Annotated in this window: 11 protein-coding genes; 6 read left to right on the top strand and 5 right to left on the bottom strand. The window is 74.5% G+C overall.

Translation table 11 applies throughout. From position 1 onward, the window contains the following. On the bottom strand, window positions 1-2311 hold a 2311-nt coding region (locus tag ABT299_RS42075; RefSeq protein ID WP_500254173.1), incomplete at its 3' end, for an AAA family ATPase. A 241-nt stretch (window positions 2312-2552) separates the two neighbouring features. On the opposite strand from ABT299_RS42075, the gene ABT299_RS42070 reads away from it, so the two are divergent. Next, window positions 2553-3134, top strand: coding sequence for a hypothetical protein (locus ABT299_RS42070; RefSeq protein ID WP_500254172.1), 582 nt, complete (start codon window positions 2553-2555; stop codon window positions 3132-3134). Then, the gene (locus tag ABT299_RS42065) at window positions 3131-4162 is read left to right on the top strand and encodes a hypothetical protein (protein ID WP_500254171.1); all 1032 of its coding nucleotides are present in this window, start codon (window positions 3131-3133) and stop codon (window positions 4160-4162) included. Before ABT299_RS42070 ends, ABT299_RS42065 begins: the two co-directional genes overlap by 4 nt. Window positions 4163-4219: 57 nt before the next feature. Here ABT299_RS42065 and ABT299_RS42060 read toward each other — a convergent pair whose 3' ends face one another. Further along, on the bottom strand, window positions 4220-4675 hold the full coding sequence (locus ABT299_RS42060; protein ID WP_387031620.1) for a MarR family winged helix-turn-helix transcriptional regulator: 456 nt from the start codon (window positions 4673-4675) through the stop codon (window positions 4220-4222). Between the two features lie 126 nt (window positions 4676-4801). Here ABT299_RS42060 and ABT299_RS42055 point away from each other — a divergent pair, with 126 nt between their 5' ends. The 3 genes from ABT299_RS42055 to ABT299_RS42045 all read left to right on the top strand — a co-directional run bounded on the left by ABT299_RS42055 (window position 4802) and on the right by ABT299_RS42045 (window position 7924). Continuing rightward, the gene (locus ABT299_RS42055; RefSeq protein WP_500254170.1) at window positions 4802-5479 is read left to right on the top strand and encodes a hypothetical protein; all 678 of its coding nucleotides are present in this window, start codon (window positions 4802-4804) and stop codon (window positions 5477-5479) included. Beyond that, a complete protein-coding gene (locus ABT299_RS42050) occupies window positions 5469-6953 on the top strand; it encodes an MFS transporter (RefSeq protein ID WP_387031517.1) in 1485 nt (494 codons plus the stop codon). Before ABT299_RS42055 ends, ABT299_RS42050 begins: the two co-directional genes overlap by 11 nt. 170 nt (window positions 6954-7123) lie before the next feature. Then, entirely contained in the window at window positions 7124-7924 is an 801-nt protein-coding gene (locus ABT299_RS42045; protein WP_500254169.1) for an alpha/beta fold hydrolase, read from the top strand. 29 nt (window positions 7925-7953) lie between these two features. Here ABT299_RS42045 and ABT299_RS42040 read toward each other — a convergent pair whose 3' ends face one another. Next, complete coding sequence (locus ABT299_RS42040) at window positions 7954-8445, bottom strand: Lrp/AsnC family transcriptional regulator (RefSeq protein ID WP_500254168.1); 492 nt, start codon at window positions 8443-8445, stop codon at window positions 7954-7956. A 101-nt stretch (window positions 8446-8546) separates the two neighbouring features. On the opposite strand from ABT299_RS42040, the gene ABT299_RS42035 reads away from it, so the two are divergent. Beyond that, window positions 8547-9518 (top strand): threonine ammonia-lyase, encoded by a 972-nt coding sequence (locus ABT299_RS42035; RefSeq protein ID WP_500254167.1) that lies wholly within the window; start codon window positions 8547-8549, stop codon window positions 9516-9518. 14 nt (window positions 9519-9532) lie between these two features. On the opposite strand, the gene ABT299_RS42030 is transcribed toward ABT299_RS42035, so the two are convergent. Continuing rightward, window positions 9533-10300, bottom strand: coding sequence for an SDR family NAD(P)-dependent oxidoreductase (locus tag ABT299_RS42030; RefSeq protein WP_190861361.1), 768 nt, complete (start codon window positions 10298-10300; stop codon window positions 9533-9535). An 86-nt stretch (window positions 10301-10386) separates the two neighbouring features. After that, the gene (locus ABT299_RS42025; RefSeq protein WP_190861363.1) at window positions 10387-11145 is read right to left on the bottom strand and encodes an SDR family NAD(P)-dependent oxidoreductase; all 759 of its coding nucleotides are present in this window, start codon (window positions 11143-11145) and stop codon (window positions 10387-10389) included. Between the last annotated feature and the right edge of the window lie 187 nt (window positions 11146-11332).

Below are 11332 nucleotides of genomic sequence, written 5' to 3'. Positions count from 1 at the left end.
GGCAGGCGGCGGCGTGCGCGGCCGCGTCGGCGGCGGCGAGCACCGCGCCGAGGCGTTCCAGCCGGGCCGACGCGTCCTCCAGGGCGGCGGCGTCACCGTCCCACAGGCCGCCGGCGTGCGCGGCGGCGGCGGGCGCGAGCGGGCCGTCCACCTCGGAGGCCAGCTCGGCGAGGCGCCCCGCGACGCCGGCGTCACCGAAACGGGCGGCGGTGTGCAGCGCCGAGACCTCCAGCGCGGGCTGCCCCTGCGACGCGGCGAGCACGGCCGCCCGCCGGGCGGTCGCGGCGGCCTCGCTGACCGCGCCCTCGGCCGCCGCCACCCACGCCTCGGCCAGCAGGACGTCCGGCGCCATGAACACCAGCGACGGGTGCTCGGCGGCCCGGGCCCGCTCCAGCGCCCGCCTCGCCTCGGGCGCGTCGCCCGTCATCGCGAGCGCGGGCGCCAGCCGCAGCGGCAGGCAGAACGCCCAGCCGCCGGGGTCGGCGCCCTCGATTCCGGCGACCGCCTCCCGCAGCAGCCGCACGGCGCTCCTCACCTGCCCGCGGTCGCGCATCACCTCGGCGTAGGCGCCGCCGGCGAACAGGTACCCGGCGCCGGGAACGGCCCGCGCCGCCTCGTGGAACCGCCGCGCCGCGTCCTCGGCGTCGTGCAGCCGGCCGGCGAGCCGCAGCGCCCGCACCCACGCGTCGAACCCGCCGATCCGTACCTGGCCGGTGCTGTAGGAGACGGCCAGCGCCTCGATCCTGGCCATGGCCTCGCCGAGGCCGTCGAGGCGGCCGAGCCCGCAGCACGCCGCGGCCAGCCCCCACCCGGCGAGCGTCACCGCCTCCGGGGACGACGCCGACGCCATGACGGCGCGCGCCGCGGCGGCGGACCTCCCGGGGCGGGCGAGGAACGCGTCGAAGACCGAGCGCATCGCGGTCAGCGCGTCGCGCGCGGCCGGGTCGCGGACGGCCGCCTCCGCCTCGGCGAGCACCGCCTGCGCGTCGTCCGGGCGGGCCAGAGTCCAGAACAGGTTCCCGGCCCGCGGCAGCGTCGCCCGGACGCGCTCGGCGTCGTCGCCCGCGAGCGCCTCCAGCGCGGCCAGTTCCTCCTCGGCCTCGGCGCCGTTGCCGGACCATGTGAGCGCGTAGCCGAGGACGAGCCGCACCGCCGGCCCGCCGCCCGCCCGCACGGCCGCCGCCGCGAGCCGGGCCGCCAGCGCGAAGTCCAGCATTTCCAGCGCGGTGCCCGCAGCGGCGGCGAGGACGTCCGCGTCGTGGGGAAGGTCGGAGTCGAGCATGAGCACGGCGCGGCGGAGCGTGTCGTCCGCCCGGCGCGCCCCGGTGCCCGCCAGTGCCCGGGCGATGCGGCCGCGCCACCGGCGCGCGCGTAGCCGCCCGCATGACGCCCGTTCCACCTCCCCGTACAGCGGATGCGCCAGCCGCGCCTGCTGGCGGCGGCCGTCCGCGCGGACCTCGACCAGCCCGCGCGCCTCCGCGTCCTCGACCGCCGCCGGGTCGGTCAGCCGCGCCAGCAGCGGCACGCCGAGCGGCTCCCCGAACGCCAGCGCGTCCAGGACGTCGCGCTGCGCCGCGGTGAGCCGCCCCATCCGGGCCCTGATCAGGTCCGTCAGGCCGGGCGGCAGCGCGGGCCCGGACCGCCACCGCCACACCCCGTCCACCTCGCGCAGCGTGCCGGCGTCCACCTCACCGTCGACCAGGTGCCGCAGGTAGAGCGCGTTCCCCTGGGTGACCGTCCACAGCCGCGCCGCGTCCCGGCTGTCCACGGGACCGCCGAGGACCGCCTCCAGCAGCCGCGCCGTCCGCGTCGAGGGGAGCGGCCGCAGCTCCAGCCGGGTCAGGTGCCCGTCCTTCCACAGCGCGGTGACCACGTCCGGAGCCGGCTCCCCGGCGCGCAGCGTGAGCACGCCCCGCGCCGTGCGCCTCAGCACCAGCTGCTGGACGACGAACGCTGACAGGTCGTCCAGCAGATGGGCGTCGTCGACGCCGACGACCGCGCCTCCCGGGCCCGCACCCGCCAGGACGTCCGTCGCCCGGCGCACCAGCTCCGCGGGATCGCCGCCGGTCTCGCCGAGCAGGGCGGTGAACGCGCCGAGCGGGAGCGTCCTCGCGGCGTTCGACGCGGCGGCCCAGCGGACGGCGGCACCGCGCCGCTCCGCCGCCGCCAGGGCCTCGCGCGCGAGCCGCGTCTTGCCGACGCCGGGAGGGCCCGCCACCACCACTCCGGCGGGCCCTTCGCGCGCCTCCAGAACGCCGGTGATGTACCGCAGTTCCTCGTCGCGCCCGGTGAGCGGCCACCCGCGCCACATAGGCGGGACAGTACCCACGCGTCACGCAGGGGAGCACCTTGGACACTGACCGGCTTCGGCCGTTCGCGCCCGGCGGGGGCCTGCGACGGCCCGATCCGGCCGGAAGACGAGTAGTCCGCTACTCATGCGCATCGGGACCGCCACACCCATGCTTGCCTCACGCGAGGCGGCGATGGCCCGCCGCCGACAGGGCGACCGGCGCGCTGGGGAACGCGCCGTCCATCAAGGGAGGTCGGAAGGCATGTCCGGGTGGTATCGGCAGCGGTTGCCGGCGGCCGCGCTGGCGCTGTGCCTGGCGTGCGCCGCGTGCGGGGGCGGCGACCACGGCTCGCGAGGTGCGAGCGGGGCAGGCGGGGGATCGGTGGGCGGTTCGCAGCCGGGCGGCCACGGGCCGGGGGCGGGCGGCCCCGGCGGTCCGGGCGCGGGCAACGGAGACGGCGGCGAGGCTCCCGGCAGCCCGATGCGCGTCCCGGAGCTGGACAACCCGCCGGTCAGCCAGAGAGCACCTGAGAACATCCGGGAGGTGCTCCTGGCGCAACTGGCCCCCATCTGCCGGAGCCACGGGTGGACCCCGCCATGCGTCGACGTGGAGATCCACCATGAGGACCTCGGCAACCCCGACAAGACCCTCTGCCTCGGCGACCACCTGGACCCGGCCGAGGGCGCGCCCCTCCGGCGGGGCCAGACGATCGTCATCGTGACGGGGGACGGGCCGTGCCTCGACGGCGGATCGCCCGATCCCGGGCCGCCGGATCCCGGGTCGCCGGAACCGGAGAGCCCGCCGCCGGACGGCGGGTCGCCCGTGCCCGAGGCGTCCTCTTGACGGCCGGCGCCGAGCACACGGCGGCACCGCCCGGAGAGCGGCCGCCACCGGCGCCGCCTCGGCCGTCTCCACCCGCCCGGTCGCCCGCGTCCGCCCCGCCGGCGTCCGGGACGGAGGGGGAGTCCGGCGCCGCGGCGAACGAGAGCGCCTACACGTCGGGGCTGCGGAGGTTCGGCGACGTCCTCCGGTCGGTCGTGGCGCCGACGGCGCTGGCCTCCGCGCTGCTGTACTACTTCGGCTGGAACGACGTGAACTGGTTCTTCCAGTACTTCGGGGTGAACGCCAACGCCCTGAACTTCACGACCGTGGACTACCTCATCTACAGCGTCGACGCGCTGTACGTCCCGCTGACGGTCGGCGCGCTGGCCGGGCTGGTCGCGGTGTGGGCGCACCTCCTGCTGCGCGGACGCGTCGCCACCCGGTTCGGGCCGCGCGTCCCCGTCGTCCTGCTGGGGTGCGTGGCGCTGACCGGGCTCGTGCTGGGCGCTGTCGGCGCGCTCAGCCTCGTGGTCCGGACGCCGCTCAGCGCGCATCTTGACGCGGCGCCGCTCGGCCTCGCGGGCGGGGTGGTCCTGGTGGCCTACGCGGGATACCAGTGGGGCGGGCCGGTCGCCGGGCGGGCGGGCGCGTTCCAGGAGGCGGCCGTGCAGTGGACGATCGTCTACACCCTCGTGGCGGTCAGCCTCTTCTGGGCCGCGACGGACTATTCGGCCGCCGTCGGGACGTGGCGCGCGCACCGGCTCGTCGACCGTCTCGCCACCTACCCCGACGTCGTCATCTACAGCCTGCACGGGCTGAGCATGAGCGCGCCGGGTGTGCGGGAGACGCGCTGCGAGGGACCCGAGTCGGCCTTCCGGTACCGCTACGACGGCCTCAAGCTGGTGATCCGCTCCGGCGACCAGTACTTCCTGCTGCCCGCCACATGGCGGCCCGACGGCGGCACCGCGTTCCTCATACCGCGCGACTCGTCACTGCGGCTGGAGTTCCGGCGGGCCGCCGCACGGCCCGTTCCACCATCCGCCTGCTGAAGCACGGCCAGGCCGTTGATACGCGCGAATCCGCGAGACCAGAACACCCTGAAAGGCTCAGTGCTCCGCGTCGAGGAGTCGTGACAGCAGGGCGATGAATTGGCGCCGTTGGGCGGCCGTCAGGGGTGCGAGGAATTCGTCCTGAATGCCGTCGATGACCTTGTCGAGTTCGAGGAGCCGTTCGAGGCCCGCCGGTGTGATCGTGACGATGTTCCGCCGCTTGTGGGCGGGGTCGGCCGCGCGCTCGACCAGGTTGCTCGACTCGAGCCTGGTCATGGCGGCGGTCACGTCGCTGCGATCGATCCCGGTCCGGCGGCCGAGGTCGGCCTGACTCTGGGGCCCCCACTCCTCCAGGGCGGCGAGGAGCCGGTAGTGGTAGCTGCGCAGTCCGTCGCCATGGGCCTCGAAACCGGCGCCGAGCAGGCCCGATGCGCGGTTGTGCGCTCGGCTGACCAGCCAGGTCGCGCGTCCTTCGAGCCGGGCCGGAGTGCTGCCGGGGTCGTGATGGGTCATGGGCACCCGGCAAGCCTAACAGTTGTGGGTTGAGCCAACACTCGCTATGTTGGCCACACCAACACAGGTGGGGCGTGTCGCCGGACCGCCGACCGTCCCGAATTCCGTCGCCAGGGAGATCTGACCGTGAACACTTCGCCGAAGAACGAGCCCGGCCGCGTTCTCGTCATAGGCCGCAGTCCCAGCGTGCTCCTCGCCGCCGTCGACATCCTGCGAGCCAAGGGCTATTCCGCGGACGCCACGAACCGGTTCGACAAGGTCCTCGACGACTACGATGCCGCCGACATCGACATCGTGGTCTTCGGCGGCATGGTCCCCGCCGACGCGAAAGGACACCTGCGCGAGGCCGTTTCCGCGCGCAACCCGGACGTGACCTTCATCCAGGGCCTCGCCGGGATCGCCGGCCTCATCGCCGCCCAGGTCCAAGCCGCCACATCGGCCGGAACCCCCGAAAGCGGCCGAGCCGTCTACGACGCCGCGCAGCGCTCGGTGCGGCTCACGCTCGACGATTCCGCCACCGTCGCCGTCGAGGCATGGTGGGGCACGTCCTTCGTCCCCCCTGAGCCCAAGAGCGCATCGGAACTCGTCTTCCACGGCCGGCTCGACGCGGGGGCGCACACCATCCCGCTCCCCGACCATGTGCCGCCCGTCGCGTCCTTCGCCGCCGTCACCGTCGGCTCGTCCGTCCAGGTGTTCACCGTCGGCGCCATGCCCGACGCCGTCACGCGGCTCGCGCCCGCCTCGGCCGCCGACGACCGACTTCCCCAGGTCGGCCGCGTCACGACCGGCACCGATGACCGGTAACGCGACCGCGGCGGTCGCGGATCCGGTCCCGAACCGCCGGCTCGGCGTCGCGACGTGGGTCATCGCCTTCGCGCGGTTCCTCGTCGTGCTCGACGGCACGATCATGATCGTCGCCCTCCCGAGCATCCAGAGCTCGCTGAAGATCTCCCCGGCCGACCTGAACTGGGTGGTCAACGCGTACTCGCTGACGTTCGGCGGGCTGATGCTCGTCGCCGGGCGGGTCGGCGACGTCTACGGCCGCAAGCGGGTCTTCAGGACCGGCCTGGTGCTGTTCGGCGCGGCCTCGCTGCTCGGCGGGCTGGCGCCCACCGGCGGGGCCCTGATCGCCTTCCGCGCCGTCCAGGGCATCGGAGCGGCGATCGCCACCCCCGGCGCGCTGTCGCTGCTGGTCGCCACCTTCCCCGAAGGCAGGCCCCGCGCCAGGGCCCTCGGCCTGTACGGGGGGATGACCGGGCTCGCCTCGGTCATGGGCCTGGTGCTGGGCGGCGTGCTGACCACCTATGCCAGCTGGCGCTGGGTGCTGCTGGTGAACGTCCCGGTCATCATCGGGGTCCTGCTCGGCGTCGGCGCCCTGGACGAGGGCGAGCCCGCCGAGCGGGGCAGGATCGACATCCCCGGGGCGGTCACCGCCACCCTCGGCGCCGGCTCGCTGGTGTACGCGGTGGACAGGGTCGGCGACCACGGCTGGAGCGACGCGACGGTCGTCGGCTGCCTGATCGCCTCCGCCGTGCTGCTGGCCGCCTTCGTGGCCGTCCAGCGCACCGTCCGCGCGCCGATGGTCCCGCGCGAGGTGGTCGGCGACCGCGGCCGGGTCGGCGCGAACATCGTCACCCTGCTGATGTCGACGGGCAGCTTCGCCACGTACTTCTTCCTGACCCTGTACATGCAGCAGGTGCTGGGCTACTCCGCGCTGCGGACCGGCCTGACGTATCTGCCGCTCGCGGTGGGGTTCGGCATCGCGGCCGGCGGCGTCGGCCCCCAGCTGCTCGCCCGCACCTCGGAGAAGGCGGCGCTGTCGCTCGCCCTGGCGCTCGCCGCCGCGGGCACCGCGTGGTTCGCCTTCCTGACGGCGCACTCGAGCGTCTACGCGATGGTGATGCCGGCGTCGCTGGTCACCGGCCTGGGCCTGGGCGCCACCACCGTCGTCGCCACCGGAATCGGCGTCCGCGGAATCGACGGCTCCGAGGCCGGCATCGGCTCCGCGCTGCTCACCGCCGGCTCGCAGATCGGCGGCGCGCTGGGACTGGCGGGGCTGGCGACCGTCGCGGTCACGACGACGCGGCACGCGGCGAAGGGCACGGCCCCGTCGGACGCGCTGGTCCACGGCTACACCGCGGGCTTCAAGGTCGCCGTCGGGCTGTACCTGCTCGGCATCGTGGTCTCCCTGGTCACCATCACGCCGTTCGCCGGACCGCGAGGATCGGCGGGCACGACGGCCAAGGTGACCGAGGACGGTGCCGGTGAGCTCGCGTAACCGCTTCAGCGCGCTCGGTCGCGAGGCCGGGTGACGCGAGGCAACCCAGTGCGTCGTGCCGGCCGCGCACCGAAGAGGAGGGAGGGCCGTCAGCGGCCGGTGCGCCGCCGGTCAGCGGCCGCCGACAGAGTGCTGTTCATCGAGGCAATACACCCCACGGAGGTTGGATCATGAACGGCATCAGCGTCACCGGTACCCGCGGCGAGTTCTTCATCGACGGCCGCCGGCTGTCCTACCGGGACTTCGGCGGGACGGGCCGTCCGCTGCTGGCCCTGCACGGCCACCTCTACGAGGGCGAGACGTGGGAGCGGCTGGCCCAGGCGCTGGCGCCGCAGTGGCGGGTCATCGCGCCGGACCAGCGCGGGCACGGCGACTCCGACCGGGCCGCCACCTACACCCGCGAGGACTACGTCGCCGACGCGGTCGCCCTGCTGGACCACCTGGGGATCGAGGAGGCGGTGACGCTCGGCCACTCCGGCGGCGGCATCACCGCCTTCCAGATCGCCGCCCGGCACCCCGAGCGGGTTCCGGCGATCGTCAACGTCGAGGGCCCGGTCTGCGACCTCGACGAGGGGCCGAGCGCACTGTCGTTCGTGCTGTCGATGCCGTACACCGCCCACGACCGGCAGGCGCTCCTGGACGCCATCGGCCCGCTGGCCCCGATGCTCGGCGACAAGCTGCGTCCCACCGCCGACGGCGGCTGGCGGCTGCCGTTCCACCCGCAGGACACCATCGCCTCAGAGCAGGGCACCCACGGCGACCACTGGGCCGACTGGACCGCCACCGCCTGTCCCGCGCTGTTCGTGCACGCCCGCGGCAGCCAGGTCATCACCCCCGAGGAAGGCCGCGAGATCGTCGCCCGGCGTCCCGGCACCCGCCTCGCCCAGTTGGACGGCGACCACTTCGCCCACACCACTGACCCGGACGGTTTCGCCGCCGCCGTCAAGGAGTTCCTCGACACCCTCGGCTGACGGGACCGTTCCCGCTCATGGCCGGCCGTCTAGGGCCGTGGCGCGGGAAGTGGAAGAGCAAGGCCGGTCTTGACGGTGTCGAAGACGACGAGGGTCTCGTAGCGCCTGATGTTGTCGTCGGCCTTGAAGAGGCGGTCACCGAGGCGGCCGCAGTCGCGCATGCTCCGCGCGGCCAGGACGACGACGTAGTCCCATGGCCCCGCGACCCGGTAGCACTGCTGGACCTGCGGGTCGGAGTGCATTCGGTCGGCGAAGGCGCGGTGGTGCTCGAAGGACTCCCTGTCGAGGGTCACCAGGACCGTGGCAAGGACGGTGGGGCCGAGGCGGTGCGGGTCGAGGACGGCGACCTGCCTGCTGATGAGGCCGTCCTTGCGGTAGCGGGCGATCCGCCGCTGGACGGCGCTGGGGGAGAGCCCGATCTGGTCGCCGAGGTCGTGCAGGGTGCGCCCGGCGTCGTGCTGGAGCAGGTCCAGCAGCAGGGCGTCGATCTCGTCCAGGCGCGGGGGCGGTGATTCGGGCACGCAAGATTATTGCGTGGCGGTGCGAATTCTCTCAATCGCATCGATCATGAGTTCGAATAGCGTCGGCCGGGTCCGCAGGCCTCCGAGGGAAGGCGACGAGCATGGACCTGGACACCGCACGGATCGAGAAGGCGGTACGGGTGATCGATCCGGTGTTCCTCGACACCCCGCAGTACCTCGACGAGCAGCTGTGCCGGGCGCTGGGCGGCCGGGCGGTGACGGTGAAGCTGGAGACGGCCAACCCGGTGCGCAGCTTCAAGGGCCGGGGCGCCGATCTGATGCTGAGCACGCTCGCCCCCGGCACCCCGGTGGTGTGCGCCAGCTCGGGCAACTTCGGCCAGGCCGTCGCCTACGCGGGACGGGCCCGCGGGATACCGGTCGAGGTGTTCGTGCCCGAGACGGTCAACCCCGCCAAGCGGGAGCGGATGGAGACCTTCGGCGCCCGGGTCGTCGCGGCGGGGGCGGACGGCGCGGCGGCGCGGAAGGCCGCAGCCGACCACGCCGAACGCCGTCCCGACCGCGTCTACCTGCAGGACGGTCTGCAAGCCGCGATCGCCGAGGGCGCCGGGACGATCGGAGTCGAGCTGACCAAGGGCGCGCCGCGCGGCCGGGGCTTCGACGCCGTCGTGCTCCCGGTCGGCGACGGCGCGCTGATCAACGGCGTGGCGCGCTGGATGAAAGAGCACGCGCCCGCCACCCGGATCGTCGGGGTCAACGCCGAAGGCGCCCCCTCCATGCTGGAGAGCCTGCGCGCCGGCCGCGCGGTCCGTCTCGACCACGTCGGCACGTTCGCCGACGGCATCGCGGTGCGCGCACCACTGGAGGCCGCGGTGCGACGGGCCCGCGCCCTGGTGGACGAGATCGTCCTGGTGACCGACGAGGCCATCGCCGCGGCTATGGAACTGGCGGCGCGCACGCTCGGGATCCTCCTGGAACCGGCGGGGGCGGCGGGCCTGGCGGCGATCGCCGAGGGCGCGGTCGCCGGCGACCGGGTGGCGACGGTGCTGACCGGCGCCAACCCGCGTCCCGAACAGGTCCGGGAGCTGGCGGCCAGGCTCGCGCGTCCCGCGTAGGCGCCTCCCGCACGTCAGATCGCGGTGAAGCCGCCGTCGGCCGCGACCACCGCCCCGGTGACGAAACCGGAGCGCGGCGATGCCAGGAAGCAGAGCACTTCGGCGATCTCCTCGGGCTGCGCGACCCGGCCGAGGGGCTGGGCGCCGGCGAACGAGGCCAGGTACTCCCGGCTGTCGGGGCGGAAGGCGTCGAGGAAGTCGGTTTCGATGACCCCCGCCGCCACGATGTTCGCCCGGATGCCCAGCGGTCCGCCCTCGACGGCGAGGACCTTGGTCAGCTGAGCCAGGGCGCCCTTGGACGCGCTGTAGGCGGCACCGTCGGGCAGCGCGACGGTGCCGGCGTAGGACCCGGTGCTCACGATCGCCCCGCCTCCTCGGTCGCGCATCGCGCGGAACGCCTCGCGCGCGAAGAGGAACGACGCCCGGGCGTTGACGGCCATCACCGCGTCCCAGTCCCGCGCCGTCGTGTCGGTGATCGGCTTGTTGAGGGTGCGTCCGGCGTTGTTGACCAGGATGTCGAGCCCGCCGAAGGCGCCGACGGCCTCCCGTACCGCGTCGCGCGCGGCGGTCTCGTCGGTGACGTCCCGGACCAGGGGCCGGACGCCGGGGAACTCCTCGGCCAGTTCGTCGACCTCGGGCCGCCGGTCGACCGCGACGAGCCGCGCGCCTCGGCCGTGCAGCAGCCGGACGGTCTCCCGGCCGACGCCGCGCGCCGCCCCGGTGACCAGGGCGATCCTGCCGGCGAACTCGGCGGTCCCGGTGGACGGATTCGCAGATGCCATTGTGCCTTCCTTCGATTCACCGCTGTCGGGTGTCAGGGGCGGACGCGAGGACGCGGTGCCCCGCGTTCCGATCGGCGGCCTGCCGCTCAGTGCGCGGTGAGCCCGCCGTCGACCACGAGTTCCGAGCCGGTGACGAACGACGAGTCGTCGCAGGCCAGGAAGAGGAAGGCGGGCGCGATCTCGTCGGCGCGGCCGGCCCGCCGCATCGGGGTGCGCCGGATGTCCGGCTGCCGGTCGCCCTGCTCGTCCAGGACGTCCTGGATCATCGGCGTCGCGACGACGCCGGGATGCACCGAGTTGACCCGCACCCCCTGCCGCGCGTACTCGACCGCGGCGGTCTTGCTCAGCAGCCGGACCGCGCCCTTGGACGCCTGGTAGGCCGCGGCGGCGCCGCTCCCCACCAGGCCGAGCACCGACGAGGTGTTGACGACCGACGCGTTGCCGCTCTCGCGCAGGAGCGGCATCGCCGCCTTCATGCCGAGCCAGGTGCCCTTCTGGTTGACGTCGATCACGCGGTCCCAGGCGTCCTCGCGCGTGTCCTCGATGCCAGGCCAGTCCACGATGCCGGCGAGGTTCACCAGCACGTCCAGCGTCCCGAAGCGGTCGCGCACGAGGGCGATCACCTCGTCCCACTCCCGCGCGGACGAGACGTCCAGGCGCGCTTCGACGACCTCGGCGCCGCGGGCCCGGACGCGGCGGGCCAGGTCCCGCAGGGGCGCCTCGGCGATGTCGGTGATCACCAGCCGGGCGCCCTCGCGGGCGAAGAGCTCGGCCGTCGCGGTGCCGATGCCGCCGGTCGCGCCGGTGATCAGCGCGACCCTGCCGGCGAGCCGCCGTCCTGTCATGGATGTGCCTCCCGATTCCGCGTCCCGGCTCCCCGGTGGAGCCAGGACTTGTTCTCCACCGAGTCTGCGCAGGTCAGCGGGCATCAACCAGGACGCGTGCGGGCGGGGGGGCGGCCCCCCCCGACCGTGCGCCACGACCGGGAGGGAGGGCGCCGTGGATCTGTCCGGTGTCGGTGTGTGGAGCCAG

The sequence above is a fragment of the Spirillospora sp. NPDC000708 genome, from assembly GCF_040299565.1.
GTDB lineage: Bacteria > Actinomycetota > Actinomycetes > Streptosporangiales > Streptosporangiaceae > Spirillospora.
Note: the sequence above shows the minus strand (reverse complement) of the source record. Positions and strands in the feature narration are given on the sequence as shown.